This window comes from Pseudonocardia hydrocarbonoxydans (assembly GCF_006539565.1).
GTDB lineage: Bacteria > Actinomycetota > Actinomycetes > Mycobacteriales > Pseudonocardiaceae > Pseudonocardia > Pseudonocardia hydrocarbonoxydans.
On sequence record NZ_BJNG01000039.1, the window covers coordinates 81,854 to 100,985 of the forward strand.

At 73.4% G+C, this 19,132-nt stretch carries 24 protein-coding genes and 2 tRNA genes; 19 read left to right on the forward strand and 7 right to left on the reverse strand.

Annotation, left to right across the window (positions count from 1 at the left end; genetic code table 11):
- Nucleotides 1-2: 2 nt before the first annotated feature.
- Nucleotides 3-1,421: an APC family permease gene (locus tag PHY01_RS21725; RefSeq protein WP_141281297.1), complete on the reverse strand. Its 1,419-nt coding sequence runs from the start codon at nucleotides 1,419-1,421 to the stop codon at nucleotides 3-5.
- Between the two features lie 208 nt (nucleotides 1,422-1,629).
- Here PHY01_RS21725 and PHY01_RS21730 point away from each other — a divergent pair, with 208 nt between their 5' ends.
- The 3 genes from PHY01_RS21730 (at nucleotide 1,630) to PHY01_RS21740 (ending at nucleotide 4,071) form a co-directional block, all read left to right on the forward strand.
- Nucleotides 1,630-3,039 (forward strand): APC family permease, encoded by a 1,410-nt coding sequence (locus PHY01_RS21730; RefSeq protein ID WP_246086057.1) that lies wholly within the window; start codon nucleotides 1,630-1,632, stop codon nucleotides 3,037-3,039.
- Nucleotides 3,036-3,782 (forward strand): IclR family transcriptional regulator, encoded by a 747-nt coding sequence (locus tag PHY01_RS21735; protein WP_141281299.1) that lies wholly within the window; start codon nucleotides 3,036-3,038, stop codon nucleotides 3,780-3,782. The genes PHY01_RS21730 and PHY01_RS21735 overlap by 4 nt, the downstream gene beginning before the upstream one ends.
- A gap of 85 nt (nucleotides 3,783-3,867) precedes the next feature.
- Nucleotides 3,868-4,071, forward strand: coding sequence for a hypothetical protein (locus PHY01_RS21740; protein WP_141281301.1), 204 nt, complete (start codon nucleotides 3,868-3,870; stop codon nucleotides 4,069-4,071).
- 66 nt (nucleotides 4,072-4,137) lie between these two features.
- Here the strand turns inward: PHY01_RS21740 and PHY01_RS21745 are convergent, their stop codons facing one another.
- Nucleotides 4,138-4,869 (reverse strand): hypothetical protein, encoded by a 732-nt coding sequence (locus PHY01_RS21745; RefSeq protein WP_141281303.1) that lies wholly within the window; start codon nucleotides 4,867-4,869, stop codon nucleotides 4,138-4,140.
- A 333-nt stretch (nucleotides 4,870-5,202) separates the two neighbouring features.
- On the opposite strand from PHY01_RS21745, the gene PHY01_RS21750 reads away from it, so the two are divergent.
- Both PHY01_RS21750 and PHY01_RS21755 read left to right on the forward strand, forming a co-directional pair.
- Nucleotides 5,203-5,844 (forward strand): response regulator transcription factor, encoded by a 642-nt coding sequence (locus PHY01_RS21750; RefSeq protein ID WP_246086058.1) that lies wholly within the window; start codon nucleotides 5,203-5,205, stop codon nucleotides 5,842-5,844.
- Between the two features lie 160 nt (nucleotides 5,845-6,004).
- Complete coding sequence (locus PHY01_RS21755) at nucleotides 6,005-6,280, forward strand: GlsB/YeaQ/YmgE family stress response membrane protein (RefSeq protein WP_141281307.1); 276 nt, start codon at nucleotides 6,005-6,007, stop codon at nucleotides 6,278-6,280.
- A 58-nt stretch (nucleotides 6,281-6,338) separates the two neighbouring features.
- Here the strand turns inward: PHY01_RS21755 and PHY01_RS21760 are convergent, their stop codons facing one another.
- Both PHY01_RS21760 and hisC read right to left on the reverse strand, forming a co-directional pair.
- Nucleotides 6,339-6,734, reverse strand: a complete 396-nt coding sequence (locus PHY01_RS21760; protein WP_141281309.1) for a DUF4870 domain-containing protein — start codon at nucleotides 6,732-6,734, stop codon at nucleotides 6,339-6,341.
- A 25-nt stretch (nucleotides 6,735-6,759) separates the two neighbouring features.
- Nucleotides 6,760-7,824, reverse strand: coding sequence for a histidinol-phosphate transaminase (hisC, locus tag PHY01_RS21765; RefSeq protein ID WP_170183924.1), 1,065 nt, complete (start codon nucleotides 7,822-7,824; stop codon nucleotides 6,760-6,762).
- A gap of 48 nt (nucleotides 7,825-7,872) precedes the next feature.
- Here hisC and PHY01_RS21770 point away from each other — a divergent pair, with 48 nt between their 5' ends.
- The 4 genes from PHY01_RS21770 (at nucleotide 7,873) to PHY01_RS21785 (ending at nucleotide 10,883) form a co-directional block, all read left to right on the forward strand.
- Nucleotides 7,873-8,571: a dienelactone hydrolase family protein gene (locus tag PHY01_RS21770; protein WP_141281311.1), complete on the forward strand. Its 699-nt coding sequence runs from the start codon at nucleotides 7,873-7,875 to the stop codon at nucleotides 8,569-8,571.
- A 96-nt stretch (nucleotides 8,572-8,667) separates the two neighbouring features.
- Nucleotides 8,668-10,626, forward strand: coding sequence for an acetoacetate--CoA ligase (locus PHY01_RS21775; RefSeq protein WP_141281313.1), 1,959 nt, complete (start codon nucleotides 8,668-8,670; stop codon nucleotides 10,624-10,626).
- A gap of 44 nt (nucleotides 10,627-10,670) precedes the next feature.
- Nucleotides 10,671-10,760 (forward strand) — tRNA-Ser (locus PHY01_RS21780).
- Nucleotides 10,761-10,807: 47 nt separating this feature from the next.
- Nucleotides 10,808-10,883, forward strand: a tRNA-Arg gene (locus PHY01_RS21785).
- Between the two features lie 91 nt (nucleotides 10,884-10,974).
- Here the strand turns inward: PHY01_RS21785 and PHY01_RS21790 are convergent.
- The 3 genes from PHY01_RS21790 to PHY01_RS21800 are packed head-to-tail and all read right to left on the reverse strand — an operon-like array spanning nucleotide 10,975 to nucleotide 12,895.
- Complete coding sequence (locus tag PHY01_RS21790) at nucleotides 10,975-11,208, reverse strand: hypothetical protein (protein ID WP_141281315.1); 234 nt, start codon at nucleotides 11,206-11,208, stop codon at nucleotides 10,975-10,977.
- Between the two features lie 9 nt (nucleotides 11,209-11,217).
- Complete coding sequence (locus tag PHY01_RS21795) at nucleotides 11,218-12,375, reverse strand: site-specific integrase (protein ID WP_141281317.1); 1,158 nt, start codon at nucleotides 12,373-12,375, stop codon at nucleotides 11,218-11,220.
- Nucleotides 12,368-12,895 (reverse strand): hypothetical protein, encoded by a 528-nt coding sequence (locus tag PHY01_RS21800; protein WP_141281319.1) that lies wholly within the window; start codon nucleotides 12,893-12,895, stop codon nucleotides 12,368-12,370. The genes PHY01_RS21795 and PHY01_RS21800 overlap by 8 nt, the downstream gene beginning before the upstream one ends.
- Before the next feature lie 126 nt (nucleotides 12,896-13,021).
- On the opposite strand from PHY01_RS21800, the gene PHY01_RS21805 reads away from it, so the two are divergent.
- From PHY01_RS21805 to PHY01_RS21850, 10 genes are all read left to right on the forward strand, one after another.
- Nucleotides 13,022-13,207 carry a helix-turn-helix transcriptional regulator gene (locus PHY01_RS21805; protein WP_141281321.1) on the forward strand — a complete coding sequence of 62 codons (186 nt, stop codon included), beginning with the start codon at nucleotides 13,022-13,024 and terminating at the stop codon, nucleotides 13,205-13,207.
- Nucleotides 13,204-13,404 carry a MerR family transcriptional regulator gene (locus tag PHY01_RS21810; protein ID WP_141281323.1) on the forward strand — a complete coding sequence of 67 codons (201 nt, stop codon included), beginning with the start codon at nucleotides 13,204-13,206 and terminating at the stop codon, nucleotides 13,402-13,404. The genes PHY01_RS21805 and PHY01_RS21810 overlap by 4 nt, the downstream gene beginning before the upstream one ends.
- A gap of 70 nt (nucleotides 13,405-13,474) precedes the next feature.
- The gene (locus tag PHY01_RS21815; protein ID WP_141281325.1) at nucleotides 13,475-13,804 is read left to right on the forward strand and encodes a hypothetical protein; all 330 of its coding nucleotides are present in this window, start codon (nucleotides 13,475-13,477) and stop codon (nucleotides 13,802-13,804) included.
- The gene (locus PHY01_RS21820; RefSeq protein WP_141281327.1) at nucleotides 13,801-15,834 is read left to right on the forward strand and encodes an AAA family ATPase; all 2,034 of its coding nucleotides are present in this window, start codon (nucleotides 13,801-13,803) and stop codon (nucleotides 15,832-15,834) included. Before PHY01_RS21815 ends, PHY01_RS21820 begins: the two co-directional genes overlap by 4 nt.
- Nucleotides 15,835-16,063: 229 nt before the next feature.
- Nucleotides 16,064-16,528: a hypothetical protein gene (locus tag PHY01_RS21825; protein ID WP_141281329.1), complete on the forward strand. Its 465-nt coding sequence runs from the start codon at nucleotides 16,064-16,066 to the stop codon at nucleotides 16,526-16,528.
- The gene (locus PHY01_RS21830; RefSeq protein ID WP_141281331.1) at nucleotides 16,521-17,045 is read left to right on the forward strand and encodes a hypothetical protein; all 525 of its coding nucleotides are present in this window, start codon (nucleotides 16,521-16,523) and stop codon (nucleotides 17,043-17,045) included. Before PHY01_RS21825 ends, PHY01_RS21830 begins: the two co-directional genes overlap by 8 nt.
- 26 nt (nucleotides 17,046-17,071) lie before the next feature.
- Nucleotides 17,072-18,511 carry a terminase large subunit domain-containing protein gene (locus tag PHY01_RS21835; RefSeq protein ID WP_218030279.1) on the forward strand — a complete coding sequence of 480 codons (1,440 nt, stop codon included), beginning with the start codon at nucleotides 17,072-17,074 and terminating at the stop codon, nucleotides 18,509-18,511.
- Nucleotides 18,501-18,716 carry a hypothetical protein gene (locus PHY01_RS21840; protein WP_141281335.1) on the forward strand — a complete coding sequence of 72 codons (216 nt, stop codon included), beginning with the start codon at nucleotides 18,501-18,503 and terminating at the stop codon, nucleotides 18,714-18,716. Before PHY01_RS21835 ends, PHY01_RS21840 begins: the two co-directional genes overlap by 11 nt.
- Nucleotides 18,713-18,919, forward strand: coding sequence for a hypothetical protein (locus PHY01_RS21845; protein WP_141281337.1), 207 nt, complete (start codon nucleotides 18,713-18,715; stop codon nucleotides 18,917-18,919). The genes PHY01_RS21840 and PHY01_RS21845 overlap by 4 nt, the downstream gene beginning before the upstream one ends.
- The coding region (locus PHY01_RS21850) for a hypothetical protein (RefSeq protein ID WP_141281339.1) at nucleotides 18,916-19,132 on the forward strand (217 nt) is incomplete at its 3' end. The genes PHY01_RS21845 and PHY01_RS21850, both read left to right, overlap by 4 nt.

The following is a 19,132-nucleotide window of genomic DNA, read 5'->3' on the forward strand; positions in this document are numbered from 1 at the left end:
GGTCAGTGCCTCCCATGGGTGGACGAGGTGGGGGTGACGGGTGCGACGGTCGGGACGGGCCGGGCCGACCACGCGGCGCCGGCGACGAAGAACACGACCAGCACCGCGCCGATCGCGACGGCGAGTCCGGTGGACCCCCCGATCAGAGTGGCGAAGTTGGAGATCGTCAGCCAGAGGCAGATGCACAGGCCGGCCAGACCGAGCCCCGGCGCGACGAGGGTCTGCCACGGCCTGCGGTCGACCCCGCTGCGCCGGAAGAACACGATGACGGCCAGGCAGGTCATGGCCATCAGCGCGAGCACGCCGAGCGTGGCGGTGCCGGCCATCCAGGCGAACACCTGCGTCACCGGGTCCATCCCGGCGAGCGCGAACACGGCGACGAACACCAGCGCGGTGACCGACTGGGTGACCGACGCGACGTGCGGCGACCCGTGCTCGGTGTGGCTGCGGCCGCAGGCCTCGGGCAGCGCGCCGGTGCCGCCGAGGGCGAACAGGTACCGGGCCAGCACGTTGTGGAAGGACAGGATCGCGGCGAACAGGCTGGTCACGAGCAGCACCTGGGCGATGTTCCCGCCGGTGGTGCCGAGCGTGTTCGTGATCGTCGTCAGCAGCATGTTCCCCGGGTCGGCCGTGGCCTGCGCGACGGCCTCGGCGTCGCCCCACGCGGAGACCACCGCCCAGGCCGACAGCGTGTAGAACGCGCCGATCAGGACCAGCGCGAGGTAGGTGGCGCGGGGGATCGTGCGCTCCGGGTCGCGCGCCTCGTCGCGGAACACCGCGGTGGCCTCGAACCCGATGAAGCTGGCGATTGCGAACATGATGGCGACGCCGAGCGAGCCCGAGACGACCTGCGCCGGCACGAACAGCGCCGTCGACGGCGTCGACCCGGTGGTGGCGACGACCGCGTCGAACACGAGCACGATCGCCACCTCGGACACCAGCAGCACGCCGAGCACCCGGCTGGACAGCTCGATGCGCCGGTACCCCAGCACGCCGGTGACGGCGAGCGCGACCAGCGAGTACAGCCACCACGGCAGCGCCGGGCCGCCGTAGTTCTGCACCAGGCCGTCGAGGATCGCGCCGATGTAGCCGTACACCGCGAGCTGTACGGCGGTGTAGGTCGCCAGCGCCAGGAACGCCGCACCCCAGCCGGGCGCCCGGCCCAGGCCGCGCTCGACGTAGGAGTAGAACGCCCCGGCGTCGGGGACGTGCCGGCTCATCGCGCAGAAGCCGACGGCGAACAGCAGGAGCACCACCGAGCACAGGGCGAAGGTGGCGGGGAAGGCGGCGCCGTTGCCGATCGCGATGCCCAGGGGCACCGTGCCGGCGATGACGGTCAGCGGCGCGGCGGCCGCGACGACCATGAAGACGATGGAACCGACTCCGAGCGAGCCGGTCAGGGTGTGCGTACGGTCGGTCATGCGGACCTCCGGGGACGGGATGCGCAGCACCGTCGCCCGCTCCCGGGCCGCGGACAACGCACCGGCCCCGGTCCGGCGAATCCCGCCGCGCCCGTTCTCGTGGCACGAGAACGGGCCGGCGGGTTTTCTCGTTCGGGACGTCGCCACGGGAAGCGTGCGGGCGCTACCGTCCTACGCTGCGCCGACCAGCGGCGGAAGGACCACTCCCGTGCCCCACCTGCGCCACCGCTCCCCGGTGCACGGCCTCGACCGCCGCAACCTCGGGCCCGCCGAGGTGCTGGCGCAGTCGGTGGCCGGCGCCGCGCCCGCGGCCGCGATGGCGACGGTCCCGGCGATCGTCGCGGCCACCGCGGGCCCCGGGACGCTGTGGTCCTTCGCCGTGGCGACGGTGGTGGCACTGCTGATCGGCAGCTGCATCGGCCAGTTCACCCGCCGGATGGCCGCCGCCGGGTCGCTCTACAGCCTGACGGCGCAGGGGCTCGGCCCGGCCGGGGCGTTCGGCTCGGGGGTGGCCCTGCTCGTCGGCTACGGCGTGCTCGCGATGGCCGCGCTGACCGGCTCGGCCATCTACCTCGACGCGCTCGTCGCCCGCCTCGGCGGCACCGGCGGCTCGCGTCCGGTGCTGGTCGCGGCCGTCTGCGTGCTCGCGGTGCTGGCCACCGCCGGGGTGCTGGTGCGGGTGCGGCTCTCGGCGCGGGTCGTGCTGCTGGTCGAGGCGGTGTCGATCACCGTGATGACGGTGGTGTTCCTCGCCCTGCTCGGCGCCGACGCCCCCGCCGGCCCGCCCCCGCCCGACCCCGGCCCCGGCGGGATCGCCGCGGGCGTGCTCCCCGCACTGGGTGCGTTCATCGGATTCGAGGCCGCCACCGCGATGGGGGTCGAGGCGCGCCGCCCGTTCCGGACGGTGCCGCGCGTCGTCACCTGGACGGCGGGCGCCGCCGGGGCGCTCTTCCTGTTCGCGGCGTACACGCAGGTCAGTGGCTTCTCCGCCGGGGGCCTGGCGGCCACCCCCGAGCCGGTGCTGACGCTGGTCACGGCGCGCGGCGAGCCGTGGATCGCGGTGCTGCTCGACGTCGGCATCGCGATGTCGTTCGCCGCGTGCACCCTGGCGACGCTCGGCGCACTGGTCCGCGTCCTGTTCTCGATGGCCCGCGACGGGATCGTGCCCGCCCGGCTCGGGGCCACCCATCCTCGCCTGCGCACCCCGCACGCGGCGATCGCGGTGGCCCTGCCCGTCGTCGCCGCGGTGCCGGCCGCGCTGCTCGCGGCCGGGGTGCCGCCGTCGCGGGTGCTGGCCGAGCTGCTCACCGTCGCCACGGCCGGCTACCTCGTCGCCTACCTGCTGATCTGTCTGGCCGCGCCGCTGTTCCTGCGGCGGATCGGCGAGCTGACGACGCCGCCGGTCGCCGTCACGGCGGTGGCGGCCCCGGTGCTGCTCGCCGTCCTCGCCGCGTTCGTGGTGTCGGAGTGGGGCGGCGCGATCCCCCTGGTCATCGGGCTGCTGGTGCTCGCGGGCGGGGTGTGGTGGGGCTGGCTGCGCCTACGTCGCCCGCGCGAGCTGGCCGGGATCGGTGCCTACGACGAGACGGTCGCCGACGACGTGCTGGCCCGGCCGTGACCGATCCCGCCCCGCTCTCCGGACGCCAGCCGCGCGCGGTGCGCAGCGCGCTGGCGGTGCTGGAGGAGGTCGTGGCGTCGGGGCCGGGGGTCACCGCCAAGGAGATCTCGGCCGCGCTGAAGCTGCCCCAGGCGACGACCTACCGGCTGCTGAACCTGCTGGTCGGCGAGGAGTACCTGGTGCGGCTGCCGGACCTGCGCGGCTTCGCGCTGGGCCGCCGGGCCGCCCGGCTCGCCCTGCCCGTGGTGCCGCGGCCGCCCGCGGCCGCGCGGGCGGTCGTCGAGCACCTGCGGGCCATGGTGCGCTGGGGGGTGCACCTGGCGTCGCTGCGCGGCGGCACGCTCACGCTCGTCGACCCCGACCCGGACCACCCGCCGTCCGAGGCGGCCGTGCTCGCCCGCTACCCGCACGCGTCGGCGCTGGGGCGGCTGCTGCTCGCCGACCAGGCCGACTGGCGCGCTGTGGCCCGCGACCTGCGCCCGCTCACCGCGCACACCGTCACCGGGGCGGCCGAACTCGGTGCGCGGCTCGCCGACGTCGCGGCGTCCGGGCTGGCCCGGCAGTGCGGCGAGCTGCGGGCCGACCGGGGTTGCCTGGCGGTGCCGGTGCGGGACCCGGCCACCGGTGCGCTCGTCGCCGGTCTCGCGCTGTGCGGGCCCGCGACGCGGGTGGCCGAGCCCAACGACGAGCTCGTCCGGCTGCTGCGCGAGCACGCGGAGCGGCTCGTCCCGCTGCTGGCCTGAAACCGGGTGGCCCGCCCGGACTAGGCTCGTGCGGTGATCTCCTGATCTCCCCGCACCCACCCCGCCCACCCCACCGGAGGTCGCCATGTCCGAGACGCCCAGCACGCCCAGCACGCCCGACACCCCCGAGCCGGACGGGACCGGACCCGACACGCCGGAGGCCCCGCTCAACCGCGCCGACCGGCGCAAGAAGGCACGCAAGCCGGTCCTGCCCGGTCACGTCGGGCCGCAGTCCGACCCGGTGCGCAGCGGCCGCGGACCGCGCCCGCACAGCAAGCGCGCCATCTGAACGCACCCGTCCCGCCCGGTGGGGAGCGCCGGGCGGGACGGGGATCCGCGGGAGGATCGTGGGCGGTCAGTAGTAGCCGGAGCTGTCGGGAGCGCCGTCGATCAGCGGGACGTCGGCGGGGGCCGGGTCCGCGGCCTCCTCGGGCGCGGCCTCCTCGGGGGCCGGTGCGGCCTCGGCAGGAGCGGAGTCGACCGGGGCGGAGCCGACCGGGGCGGAGTCGACGGGGGCGGAGTCGACCGGGGCGGGCACCGTCGGCCCGGTGGGGGCCGGTCGCGGGACCACCCCCTCGGTCACCGCGGTGAGCGAGGCCGGGGCCTCGGCGCCCGTGCCGCCGAGCCAGCCCGCGGCCGCGGCCCCGACCACCACCATCGCGACCGCCACCAGCGCCACCGACACGAGCATGCGCACCGGCCGGCGCGGCGCGGGCGGGTCGGGGGACAGGAACTGCAGCACGGTCGTCGGGGTGTCGTCGGCCTCGGGGTCGAACAGCACGTCCTCCTCGACGGCCGGTTCCCAGCGCGGCACGGCCCGGCGCGTCCCGTCCCGGGGCAGTGGGACCGGCCCGGGGAGGTCGATGGGCCCGGTGCGCTCGACGGCCGACTCGTCGTCGACGGGCCGGACCGCACGGGGGCGGGTGACCGCGGTCCGGGCCGTGGCCCGGGCGGTGCGCGGGGGAGCGGTGAGGACGGCGTGACGGCCGGTGGACTCCACCGGGGCGTCGCGCTCGGCGCTGATGCGGGCGATGAGCTCGGCAGTGGACTCCGAGCGACCGACCTCAGCGGAGGGTTTCCGTCGCATGGCGGGAGACAGTAGGAAGCGGGCACCGGGTGACCGGCGAACCTGAGAGGGCGGGTTGCGCACACGCGCCCACAGGTCGTTCCGGAGCGCCGGATCGCGCTCGATCCCCGTCCGTGCAGCGGGTGGTACTCCGTTCGGCTCAGCCGGATTCTCAGCTCCGTGTCACCGTGCCACGACCGCCGGGTGATGTCGCTCCGTTAGCGGATTGTTACTCCGGACGGTGATACGGCAGAGTGACCGGCGATGCTCCCTGCTGCTCCCCCAGGGGGTGCGTCCACGTACGTGCCGGTCATTCCCCAGCCACGCGTGCCCGTGCCCCAGGTCGATCATGTCATGCTGGCGCTGCCCCCGACCGCGGCGTCGGCCTCAGTGCTGCGCTCGTTGCGGTCCGACGGCGTCAGCGTCAGCCCCGTCGGCAACGGGATCGGCGTGCTCGACGCCATCCGCGCCCGCGACCCCGCGCTGATCGTCCTCGACGTCGAGTTGCCCGGGCACGACCAGGCGTCGGTGCTCGCCGCCGTCCAGAACGAGGCCCCGGATACCCCGGTCATCGCCGTCACCCCGCGCGAGCGCCGCGCGGGCCTGCTGCACCAGCTGCGCGGCGACCGCGACGACTACGTACTGCGCCCCTTCGCGGTCGACGAGCTGGCGGCCCGCATCCGGTTGCGCCTGCGGCTGGGTCCCGCGCTCGACCACGCCGTGCTGCGGCACGGCGAGCTCGTCGTCGACACCGAGTTCGGCGACGTCACCGTCGACGGCCAGGCGGTCTCGCTCTCGCCCACCGAGTTCGCGCTGCTCATGGCGATGCTCGCCGAGCCGGGCCAGGTCGTCTCGCCCGACCGGCTGGCCCGCGAGGTGTGGTCGGAGCCCGCGTCGGCCAACCTCGTCCAGGTCTACATCTCCTACCTGCGGCGCAAGATCGGGCCGGAGCGGATCCGGACGGTGCGCGGCGCGGGTTACGTCCTGGAGTCCTGAACGCCCTCGGATCGTCACGCTGCTGAACGGGTGACGACGGTCGGATAACGCTTCGGGTGGTGTCGCGCCGGGGCAGCGGCGTGAGAGGCCGGTCCGTGGTACCCAGGTCGGCACGTGGGCTGGAACCGGTGTCCGGCCCGCCTGACATCGGGAGAATGCCATGGGCATCGAAAGCATCATCGGCGCCATCGTGATCGGCGCCATCCTCGGATTCGTCGGTCGCCTGGTGGCGCCCGGCAAGCAGAACATCCCGATCTGGCTGACGATCCTCACCGGTATCGTCGCCGCGTTCATCGGCACGTTCATCGCGCGCCTGTTCGGCGTCCAGGACACCCCCGGCATCGACTGGATCGAGCTGATCGTCCAGGTCATCGTGGCGGCCGTGGCCGTCACCGCCGTCGCCGGGATCTACGGGCGGCGCGGCGTCCGCAGCTGACGTCGCACCGACGGACGGCCCGGCCCCCTCGGGAGCCGGGCCGTTCGCGCGTCCGTCGTCAGCTGATCAGGCGGATGGTGAGGGGATAGCGGAAATCCTGGCCCTGCGACGCCTTGATCGCGGCCATCACGACGCAGATGACGTAGAAGACGCCGTAGGCGGCCAGGACCACGAATCCGATCAGGACGAAGACCAGGATCCATCCGATCGCGATGATGACGAGCGCATTCAGCTGGAAGTTGAGCGACTCGACGGCCTGCCGGCGCACGAACGGCGACTGCCCGCCGCGCACCAGCAGCACGATGAGCGGGGCGATGAGGCCGAGCGCGACGTAGGCCGCGACGAAGCTGCCGAGGTGGGCGGCGACGGCCCAGTTCCGGTCCTCGGACGGGACGAGCTCGCCCGAGCCGGAACCCTGCTGCCACGACGATCCGGGCGGTGGGTAGGAGCTCATGGCGCCCATTGAACCGCAGACCAGCTCACCGGGGGAACGTCGTCGCGGCCTCGAGGAACGCATCGTTCTCCGCCGGTGTCGACACCGTGACCCGCGCGCCGTCGGGGTGGAACGGGCGCACCACGATCTTGTGGTCCAGGCAGTGCGCGGCGAAGTCGGCGGTGCGCTCGCCCAGGGCCACCCACACGAAGTTGGCCTGGGTCGGGGGCACCGTGAACCCGGCGGCGAGCAGGGCGTCGCGCACCCGCACCCGCTCCGTCACGACCTCGGCGCAGGCGGCCAGCAGCTCGCCCGCGTGGTCGAGCGCGGCGATCGCGCCCGCCTGGGCCACCGAGCTGACGCTGAACGGCGCGCACACCTTGCGCAGCGCCGTGGCCACCTCGGGCGAGGCGACCGCGTAGCCCACCCGCAGCGCCGCCAGCCGGTAGGCCTTGGAGAAGGTGCGCAGGACGACCAGGTTCGGGTGGGCGTCGACCAGCGCGAGCCCGTCGGCGGCGTCGGGGTCGGTGACGTACTCGCGGTAGGCCTCGTCGAACGCGACGACCACGTCCGGGCCGACCGCGCGCAGGAAGCGTTCCAGCTCCGCGCGGGTGACGACGGTGCCCGTCGGGTTGTTCGGGCTGCACACCATCACCAGGCGCGTGCGCGGGCCGACGGCGGCGGCCATGGCGTCCAGGTCGTGGCGGAAGTCGTCGGTGAGCGGGACGGTGCGGGCCGTCGCACCGCCGATCTGGGTGACGATCGGGTACGCCTCGAACGAGCGCCAGGCGAACACGACCTCGTCATCGGGGTGCAGGCAGGTGGCCTGCACGAGCTGCTGGCAGATGCTCACCGAGCCGCATCCGGTGGCGATCCGTGCCGCGTCGACGCCGAGGGTCTGCGCGAGGCGCGCGGTGAGCCCGGTGACCGCGAGGTCGGGGTAGCGGTTGCCGCCCGCGGCGGCCTCGGCGACCGCCGCCAGCACCGCGGCGGGCGGTGGGAGCGCCACCTCGTTGCTCGCCAGCTTGATCGCCCCCGGGACCACGCGCCCGGGGACGTAGGCGGGGAGGCCGGCGAGGTCGGCGCGGATCGTCGTCACACCGGTCACCATAAGCCGCCCGGTCCGGTCGGATCGGGGCCGTCGTGCCAGGCTGTGACCATGACCGACATCCGCACGGAGACCGTGCCCCTGGTCGACGGCAGCGCGTTGCGGCTCACCGTCGCCGAGCCGGTCAGCTCGGTCCGCGGGGGGATCGTCGTGCTGCACGAGGCGCGTGGCGTCACCGACACCGTCCGAGGCCTGGTCAGCGGCCTGGCCGAGGACGGATGGCTCACCGTGGCCCCCCATCTGTACCACCGCGACGGCGCCGACGAGGTCGACGGCGACGACGGCCAGGTGCAGCAACACGTCGACCGCCTCGAGGGCGAGCAGGTCATGGCCGACACCGACACCGCGTTCGGCTGGCTCGCCGACCACGACATCGACTCCGACCGGATGGGCGTCATCGGCTTCGACCTCGGCGGCTCGGTCGCGCTGCTGGTCGCCGCGCAGCGCACGCTCGGCGCGGCCGTCACGGTGGCCGGGGAGGGCATCTCCGAGACGCCGTCGAGCGGGCTGCCCGCGCTCGTCGACGCGGCCCCCGGGCTCACCTGCCCGTGGCTGGGCATCTACGGCGAGAACACCGCCGGCGAGCGCGACCCGGAGATCGAGCAGCTGCGCGACGCCGCCGCGAAGTCCGAGCAGGCCACCGACCTGGTCGTCTACCCGCACACCGGCTACCGGTTCGACGCCGATCCCGACGCCGCCGCCGACGCCTGGCAGCGCACCCTGAACTGGTTCGACAGCCACCTGCGCTGACGCGCCGGGTGCGGGGTCGCCCTCACCCACACCCGGGGGTCGTGATGTGTGCGCCGGCCCCTGGTGCGGGAGTGCCGCGGATTGCATGCTGGCGCCATGTCCGAGACCCCCGCCGTCCTGTGGGCCCCCGAACCCGACCGCTCCGGCCCGCTCACCGCGTTCACCGCGTGGGTGGCCGAGCACCGCGGCGTCGACGCTGCCGACTACGCCGCGCTGCACGCCTGGTCGGTGCGGGACCTCGACGGCTTCTGGTCCGCCGTCGCGGAGTTCCTCGGCGTGCGGTTCCGCGCCGAGCCGACGGCGGTGCTCGGCTCCCGGGACATGCCCGGCGCGCAGTGGTTCCCCGGCGCCACGTTGAACTACGCGGAGCACGCGCTGACCCCCGGACCCGGGCGCGCGGACGACGACGTCGCGGTGCTGTTCGCCCGCGAGGACGGCCTGGAGCGCACCGTCACCCACGCCGAGCTGCGCGACGTCGTCGGCCGCGCCCGGGCCGGGCTGGTGCGGGCGGGTGTCGGGGTGGGGGACCGGGTCGTCGCGCTCGCGCCGAACTCCGTCGAGACCCTGGTCGCGTTCCTCGCCGCCGCGAGCCTCGGCGCGATCTGGTCGTCGTGCTCCCCGGACTTCGGTGCCCGCGCCGTCCACGACCGCTTCGCCCAGATCGAGCCGGTCGTGCTCGTCGCCGTCGACGGCTACGTCTACGGCGGGAAGCGCTACGACATCCGCAGGACGGTCACGACGCTGCAGGAGCAGCTGACGACCGTGCGCGAGACGGTGCTGATCCCCTACCTGGGGGAGACCCTCGACGGCACCACGCCGTGGGCCGAGTTCACCGCCGAGGCGGCGCCGCTGGAGTTCGAGCCGGTGCCGTTCGACCACCCGCTGTGGGTGCTCTACTCCTCGGGCACCACCGGGCTGCCCAAGGGCATCGTGCACGGCCACGGCGGGATCGTGCTGGAGCACGTCAAGGCCCTCGGGCTGCAGATGGAGCTCGGCCCGGGCCAGCGGTTCTTCTGGTTCACCACCACCGGCTGGATGATGTGGAACTTCCTCATCGGCGGCCTGCTCGTCGGATCCACCGTGGTGCTCTACGACGGCAACCCCGGCCACCCCGACCTCGGCGCGCTCTGGAAGCTGGCCGAGCGGCACGGCGTCACCTGGTTCGGGGTGTCGGCGCCCTACATCCAGGCCTCGCTCAAGGCCGGGCTGCGCCCGCGCGACCAGTTCGACCTCTCCGCGCTGCGCGCCATCGGCTCGACCGGTGCACCGCTGTCGGAGGACGGCTTCCGCTGGGTCGGCGACGCCGTCGGCGAGCACGTCCAGATCTGCTCGGTCTCCGGCGGCACCGACGTGTGCGCGGCGTTCGTCGGCGCGGCCCCGAACGTGCCCGTGTGGATGGGTGAGATCTCCTGCGCCGCGCTGGGCGCGGCCGTCGTGGCCTACGACGAGAAGGGCCAGGAGATCGTCGACGAGCTGGGGGAGCTGGTGCTCACCCAGCCCACCCCGTCGATGCCGGTGATGTTCTGGAACGACCCCGACGGCTCCCGGCTGCGCGAGGCCTACTTCGACGAGTTCCCCGGCGTGTGGCGCCACGGCGACTGGGTCCGGCACACCCCCCGCGGCTCCTACGTGATCTACGGCCGCAGCGACTCCACCCTCAACCGCGGCGGCGTCCGGATGGGCACCGCCGACTTCTACGCCGTCGTCGAGGGGTTCGACGCCGTCGCCGACGCGCTCGTCATCGACACCACCGAGCTCGGCGCCCGCGACGAGGGCGCCCTGCTCTGCTTCCTCGTGCTGACGCCCGGCAGCGCGCTGGAGGACGTGGAACCGTTGCTGCGCAAGGCGTTGCGCTCGGAACTCTCGCCCCGGCACGTGCCCGACCGGTTCGTCGAGGTCGACGCGATCCCGCGCACGCTCAACGGGAAGAAGTGCGAGGTGCCCGTCAAGAAGATCCTCGCCGGCGTGGCTCCGGACAAGGCCGTGAGCCGGGGGGCGCTGCAGAACCCCGACGCGCTGACCCCCTTCCTGGAGCTCGCACCCGGGGGGTCGTGAGCCGGCTGGACGGGGTCTTGTAGTCTCGTGCAGGTACGGCTTCGGGAGGCTTCGCCTAGTCTGGTCTATGGCGCCGCACTGCTAATGCGGTTTGGGGTAACCCCCCATCCCGGGTTCAAATCCCGGAGCCTCCGCTCCGATGTGGCCTGTTAGGCTGCTGAGGTTCACAACTGAAGATCACGCGCCCGTAGCTCAACGGATAGAGCATCTGACTACGGATCAGAAGGTTAGGGGTTCGAATCCCTTCGGGCGCACCACGAAAGCGCAGGTCAGGCCCTTGTTTCACTTCGGTGAGGCGGGGGCCTGTTGCCGTTCCTGGCCCGTTGTCTCACCGTTGTCTCACGCCTACTAGTTGATCTTGTCCAGGTCGATGAGGTCGGCGTGCTGCTCGACCGCGGGCTGTCCGGACTCCGGCAGTGCTGCGATCCGCCGGTTCAGGTCGGCGAGTCGCTGGTCGTTTTCTTCCTCGGTGCGCTCAGCCCGCGTCGTCACCGAGTCGAGCACCGCGGCGAGGTCCTCCTCGCGCTGTCGGGCGCGGCGTTCGGTCTGGTCGCGGAACGCCTGAGCGTGGTCGTACTCCATCGTCAACTCCTAGTTGATCTTGTACAGCTGCCCCAGGGCGGCGGTGCCCTGACGCATGTCCTCGGTGTGGTCGGCGTGCACGTACTGCCGCAGCGTGAACGAAGCGTCGTAGTGCCCCGCCCAGCGCGACACGACGGAGATCGGCACACCGGCCTTCTCCATCAGCGACAGGGCGGTGTGGCGGCCCTCGTGCAGCACCAGCCGCTTGACGCCGGCCCGCTTCGACACCCGGCCGAACTCGTCGGAGTACCACTCCGGGTGCACCGGCGCGCCCAGCTCGTCGACGACGACATGCCCACTCGCGTCGTGCGCCTCACCGGCCGCCAGGCGCTCCCGCGCCTGCGACGTCCTCAACGCCCGGAGCGCGCCGAGCAGCTCGTCGTCGAGCGGGAGCGTCCGCACACCGTTGCGCGTCTTCGGTTCCTGCTCGATCACCTTGCCCTCGACGAGCACCCGCGACCGGCGCACCGACAGCGTGCCCGCGTCGAGGTCGACGTCGTCCCACCGCAGCCCGAGCACCTCGCCGCGCCGCAGCCCATACAGCGACAGCCGCCACGCGGCGTGCAGACGGTCGCCCGCGGCCTCACCGAGGAAGCGCTGCACCTCCACAGCAGACCAGGTCTCCCGCTCGGCGGGCACGTACCGCGGCGGCGTGACGAGTTTCGCCACGTTCCGCACGACCAGGCCCTCGGCCTGCGCCATCTCCAGCGCCGCCGTCAGCCGGCCGAGCATGAGGCCGATCGACCGCGCGCCGAGCCCGGTACCGGCCTTCCCGCCGCGCTTGCGCCCGCTCGTCGCCATCCACGTCACGAGCGCCTCGACGTCGGCCTTGGTGAGGTCCTGCAACTTGCGGGCGCCCAGCCGGGTCCGGGCCGGCGCGAGCGCGTCGGCGTAGGAGCGTTTCGTCGACGGCCGCACGTTGCGTGTGGCGCCTTCGAGGTACTGGTCGAGGTACTCGGCGACCGACAGCTTGCGGGGCCGCACGAACGTGCCCTGAGCGGTCTCGGAGATCATCCGTGACCGCTCGGCGCGCGCCTCGCGCTGTGTGTCGAACGTCCGCGTGAGCTGCGTCCGCCGGCCGGTCTCCGGGTCGCGGCCGACGTCGACGACGAACCGGTATCTCACCCGGCCGTCCTTCAACTCGATCTTGCGTATCTGGTCACTCACTCTCGTCGCCCTTCCTCGTTCCCTCGTCACCCGGCATCTCCGGGTACAGCTCGCGCGCCCGCCGAATCCAACGGTTGGCCGTCGATCGCGGCAGGTCCCAGGCGGTCATGACCCACTGCCGCGGGTTGCCCCAGATCGCGTGCTGGGTCGCGTACGCCTCGGCGACGAGCCGTAGCTCGTCTGGGGTTGCTCGTCGTCCAGGGCGATGCTCCATCTCGACCTGCGGCTCGGCGACCTTTGTACCGGCGCGATGGACGACGTGGCCGAGGTCAACACCTGCAAGGTCGCGGGGTGTGATTGGTCGTGGAGCCGGGGTGCCGACCATCTCGAACTTGTGCACCTCGATCCGACCACCGGAGAACGCGCAGTCGATCGCTACCTCGAACGGCTGTCCGGCCTGCCGGAACGTCACCCGGAACGCCGCCGGCAGTCGCGTTTCCGCCCATGGCGCAACGGGCACGTCGGCCGCCGCTCCCCGGACGATCCCGACCAGTTCCCACCGTTCGCCACCTGTTGCCACGGCCGGAACTGTAGACCAGTCCGGAACCGTCGTCCACCAAGGGCTAGTTGCAGCACCCTTGTGCACCGTGGTACCACTACGGCATGACACCCCGGTAGACGAGGGTGCCGAACGAGAGGGGTTGCGGTGACCGACACGATCTTGACGCTCGACGAGGCGGCCCGTCGCATCGGGCGCAGCGTCGAGACGCTGCGCTACTGGCGGAAGTACGGCGGGGGGCCGCGCACGTTCAAGCTGGGCCGCCGCGTTGTCGTCGCCGAGTCCGACCTCGCCGAGTGGATCGGCCAGCAGCGCACAGCAGGCGCCGCGTGACCGCGCCGACGCTCGACGAGATCCGGACATGGCCCGCGACCGTCGACGTCACCCAAGCGTGCCGACCGTTCGGAATCAGCCGAGCCTTCGGCTACGAGCTGGTCGCCCGCGGCGACTTCCCCGCCCGCGTGATCACCGTCGGCGGCCGGCGACGTGTCGTCACCGCGTCGATCGTCGCCGCGCTCGAAACCCCCTGAACGCGCGAACGGCCGGGCCCACACAGCCAGGCCTCCGCAACAACTTCACACGATCCGAACGGAGCATACCGTGCTCAACCCCCCGCACACCATCGACGACGAGCGCCCCCGGCTCGTCGTGCGCTCGCCCGGCGTCGCCTTCGAGTGGCTGCGCGCCACCGCTGGCACCGGCCGACTCGACGACCTGCGCCACCGCCACGGCCGCAACGTCGTCGTCGCGCCGTCCCGCACCCCGATCAAGGCCGAGCAGCTCGCGGCACTGATCAACTCGCGGTACCAGGTGCTCGACGCCCGGCTGCGCCCCGCCCTGTTCCCCGTGAGCGCCGCCCGCCGCGCCATCGCCACCCCCGGCGAGCTGCCCAACCTCGCCGACTACCACCCGCAGGCGGTCATGCAGTGACCACCCTCCTCGACGTCGTGTTCGCCGACGAGCGCGGGTTCGCCGCGCTCGCATTTGGCCACGACGGCTACTACGACGAGAACGGGAAGTACGACCACCGCACGTGGTCGGAGGCGCGCTACCGATGGCCGGCGCAGCGCGACGAGCTGCTGCGCCAGCTCGCGCAGCTCGCCGGGGCCGGTGAGCGCGTCGACGTGTACTGGTGCCCCGCCCTGCGCACCATCGACGAGCGCAGGAAGCACAGTGCCGTCGACCGCCTGCACTTCCTGTGGGCGGACCTCGACGGCGCCACCACCGACGAGCCCCTGCTCAACAAGCTCGACCCGATCGCCGTCGCGTCCGGCACCGACGGACACCGCCACCTCTACGTGCCGCTCGACCGCCCCGTCACCCCCGCCCAGCACCGCCGCCTCAACCGCGCGCTCGCCGCCCGCATCGGCGGCGACCACAAGTGGTCCAACGAGGCCCTCCTGCGCCTGCCCGGCACGCTCAACCACAAGAGCGACCCGCCGACCCCCGTCGAGCAGCTCCCCGGCGGCGGTCGGGTGTGGAACGTCGACGAGATCGCCGCACTGCTCGACGTTGACCTCACCGCACCCGAGCAGCAGCCCCACACGGCCGCCCACACAGCCCAGGAGGCGGCGCCCGCCGAGCTGCCCTACCTCGTGCGGGCCCGCCTCGACGCGCCCGTCACCGACCGCTCCACGGCGCATCACGCCCTCGTGGGCGCCTGCCGGTCGTCCGGGCTCAGCCTCGGCCAGGCCATCGGCGTCGTCGCCGGCTACGAACCGTCCGTCGAGAAGTACGGCGATCGCCTCCCCTTCGAGGTCGAACGATGCTGGGAGAAGGTCGACCCGCCCCGCCCGGTCGCGACCCCGCTGCGGGTCGTCGGAGACGACGAGCACGCCCCCAGCGCCCCCGTCGCCGCGCCTGCACGTCGCCTGCGCATCGTCCGGGCGTCCGCCGTTGTCCCGAAGGCCGCACGGTGGCTCTGGCAGACCGGCGAGTACGGGCGAATCCCGCTCGGCGAGGTCAGCGTGCTCGCCGGTCGCGGCAACGTCGGCAAGTCGCCGTTCGCGCTCTGGTGCGCGGCCCGGCTCACCCGCGGCGAGCTGCCCGGCGAGCTGTTCGGTAACCCCGTCGACGTCCTGATCTACGCCTCCGAGGACAGCCACGAACACACCACCGTGCCCCGCCTCACCGCCGCCGGCGCCGACCTCGACCGGGTGCACCTGCTCAACGGCACCGAGACCGACGAGGACCCGGAGATGCCGCTCGTGTGGGCGCGCGACATCGACCTCATCCGCGAGGCCATCGAGCAGACCGGCGCCCGCCTGCTCGTCATCGACCCCCTGATCGACGTGCACCGCGGCGGCGCCAACACCGACCGCACCGACGACGTCCGCGCCGGACTGCGACCCCTCGTCGCCCTGGCCCACCGCACCGGAACTGCGATCACCGGCATCGCCCACTTCAACAAGCAGCGCACCGGCGACGTCGCCACCCTCCTGTCCGGCAGCCACGGCCTGCGCGACACCGTGCGCGCCGTCCTGGCCTTCGTCGAGCGCCCCGACGGCGAGCGCGTGCTCGGACAGGACAAGAACAACCTCGGCCGCGCAGGCGACGACGTGCCCCGCCTGACCTACGACATGGCGTCGGTCGACGTCCCCATCGACGGCGCCCCGGTCAGCCAACCCGTGTTCACGATCACCGGCACCACCGACGACACACTGTCCGACGTCCTGCTCGGCGGCGCCGCCGATCGCGCCGACCTGCCCGACGACACCGCCTGGCTGTTCGAACTCGTCGCCGCCGGCCACCCGCTACCGCTCCACGCGAAGAAGTGCGCTGACGAGGCCGAGAGCCGCGGACTGAAGTGGGACACCGTCAGCCGCAAGGCCCGCCGGTCCGGCCTCCTCGTCAGCCGCCAGGAGCGCGGCGCGGTCGCCAACTGGGTCTGGACCCTGACCGATGACGGCGCCCGACGAGCAGGCAAGACACCCACACCAACCGAGGTCGACGGTGCCTGACCCCGTGCACGCGTCCGAATGTCCGAGAGACCGTCCGACCTGCGCAAACACGATCCGAGAGCCGTCCGAGAGTCCGTCCGAGAGAGGTCACTCGGACGCGCAGGTCTCTCGGACGGTCCGCGGGCTCTCGGACGGTCTCTCGGAGAACTCTCGGATCACATATATGCAGCTCAGTGGGTCTCTCGGACAGTCGGAACAGAGCGCACGCGCGCGAGACAAGAGGTCAACTATGAACGATCCCGACCAGCCCGCCCCGCCCGTTCTGTGGGACACCAAGCGCGGACCGGCCGGTCCGCTCCCGCTCGGCGACCGGGAGGAACGATGCGCGGATCAGGCCGCGAACGCCGCGGATGATCTTGGTTACGCACGTGAGATGGCCGTGAGAGGTCCCGGTTTCGCGCAGGTCAGCGGGTCGCCATCTGACATCGGATCAGACGGAATCGACCATCATCGGGCCGCCGCCGAGGTCCTCGCACGGTGGGGCGCCGGCGGTCTACTCGCCGACGTCCAGCACCTCGCGGCCCAGCACGAGCCCGAGCTGCCCGCCGAGGTCGAGGCGCTCGTCGCCCCGCTCGCGATGGCGCTCGCGGCGTACGCGCCCGCCGGGTCCCTGTCCGGTGACCTCGCCTGGCGGACCCAGCCGTGCACGCTGTGCGCTGGCGACAGGCTCGACGAGGTGCGCGGCGATGAGTGAGCCCGCCGTCGCCGCCACTGGCGCACGCGGCTACTCGTGGCCGCCGTTCGAGCCCGGCAACGAGGCCGCTCTGCGACACGGCGCCTACTCCCCGCGCCGGGTCGACCCGCTCGCAGCCGAGCTGGCGGCGGGCGCGCTGGACGACCCCGACCTCGCGCACCTCACCGCGCCCGGCTACCGCCCCGCGGTGTGGGCATGGGCCCGCGCCGAGGCGCAGGTTCAGCTCCTCGCCGAGCACGTCGAGCGGATCGGCCTGGACTTCGGCGACCACGCGGTGTCCGCTGCGCACACCGCCCTCGACCGCGCCGAGCGCCGGGCCGAGCGCAGCCGGCGCGCGCTCGGCCTCGACCCGCTGGCCCGCGCCCGGTTGGGTCGGGACCACGCCGCCGCCCGGGTCGACGTCGTCGAGGTCCTGACCCGCATGGCCGAGCAGCGCGACGCCGCCGCCGTGCCCAGCCCGCCCACCACGGCCCCGCCCGCCGAGACCCGGCCGACGACCCCGGAGGGGCAGCGATGACGGCAGAGACGATCTCAGGGCCAGACGTGTTGGACGTCGAGGGTTTCGCGGCGAACGTGCTGCACCGCCGGCTGTGGCCGCACCAGCTCGACGTCGCCACGAGCCCGGCCCGCTACCGCGTCGTGTGCGCCGGCAGGCAGGTCGGCAAGAGCGTCCTGCTCGCCGTGCTCGCGCTGCACACCGCCGCGACGAGGCGCAACGCCACGGTGCTGCTCGTGTCCGCGGGTGAGGAGGCGGCGAAGAGGCTGCTCGCCGAGTGCGCCGGCCTGGCCCGGGACCGGTTGTCCGGGTCGGTGCTCGACGAGACCCGCTCGACGCTGGCCCTGTCGAACGGGTCGACGATCCGGTCGGTGCCGGCGTCGGAGCGGCAGATCCGCGGCTGGCCGGTGGACCTGTTGATCGTCGACGAGGCGGGGTTCGTAGCGGACGGCATCTGGCGGGCGGCCGAACCGGCGATCATCGCCCGGCCGGGGTCGCGCGTGGTGTTGTGCTCGTCGCCCTGGGGTGGCCCGGAGGCGTTTTTCCCGGCGCTGTGGCAGCGCGGGATGGACCGCCCCGACGAGCACGTCGCGGGGTGGCACTGGCCGTCGAGCGTGTCGCCGCGGGTTGACGCCGCGCTGTTGGAGCAGATCCGGGAGCGGGAGCCGGCGGACTACTTCCGGCGCGAGTTCCTTGCCGAGTGGGGCGACGCGGCGGGGGTGTACTTCTCCGAGGCTGAGCTGATGGGCGCGGTCGCCGACTACGAGCTGACCGATCCGGCGCGGCTGTCGGGCAGGGGCCGGTTCCCCGCGGCGGGTGGGCTCGATTGGGGTGTCGCGGTCGACGCGAACGCGCTGGTGGTGGCGTCGGTGCTGGATCCGGCGGTGGCGGCCGATCTGCGGTGGCGGGTGTGGTTGCCGTGGATGGAGGTGCACTACCGCACGTCGTGGTCGTGGTGGATCGAGCGCGTTGTCGACGTGGCCGAGCAGTTCCGGATGCGGGTAATCGCCAGCGAGCGCAACGGTGTCGGTGCCTACCCGACGGAGGACCTCGCCGAGCAGCTCCGACGGCGTCGCACAGGCACGCACGTGGCGGCTGTGTGGACCGACGTGCGCCGCAAGCAGGCCGGGTTCGCCAAGATCAAGACGCTGTTGCAGTCGGACCGGCTGGTCCTGCCGCGTCACCCGGAGCTGCTCAAGCAGCTACGCGCGTTGGAGTTCGAGCAGCTCGCCGCGGGCGGTGTCCGGATCGCGGTCCCGGAGCGTGCGGGGCATGACGACCTCGCCCTCGCCGCCATGCAGGCCGTGAGCTGTGTCGAGACGCGCCGCCTGCGCGACGCCGAGGAGGCCGGCGCGTTCGGACCTCGGCCCGACCCGGACACGGTGAGGACGGGCGCCGGCGTGGTCGTGCCGCGCCGGCCTGTCCCGATCGACTCGACGGGGTGGCTCACCTACCCGGCGGGGGAGGAGGCCGGCGATGGCTGGTGACCGGGTCGCGCCCGTGGGCGACCGCGCCGTCGAGCGGGCTCACCGCGCGCTACAGCGCCAGCTCGCCCCGCTGCGCGAGGCGTGGGACGAGCAGATCGAGCGTGAGACGGACGCGCTCGCCGAGGAGGCCGTGCGTGTGCTGCTCGGCCTGACCAGACGTGCCGGGCGCGTTCGTGCCCGGATCGACAGAGGAGAGACCCCGTGACCGACCAGACCGACCAGCCCGACGACGTCGACCAGGCCGACCAGGCCGACCCGCCGCAGGACGACCGGGCGGCCGCCCGCGCCACGGTCGCCGCGATGCTCGCCGACCGCCAGGCCCTCGCCGAGGACGGCGTTGCCCTGTCCGACACATCCGACATCGCCGAGGCCATCCGGGCCCGGCGCGACCGTAAGGAGAACCGATGAGTACGACCGACATCACCGCCGAGGAGCGCGCCCGGCTCGACGCGCAGCCCGTCACCGACGCCGACCTCGCCGACGACCCAGCGGTCGCCGCCATCGAGGCGCGCATCGCGGCCGGTGACGCCAAGGTGACCGCCGACCAGCTCGCCGCGGCCCGCACCGACGCCGCCGGCCGGCTCCGGTTCGACCGCCTGCGCGGCCTCCTCGCCGAGCGCG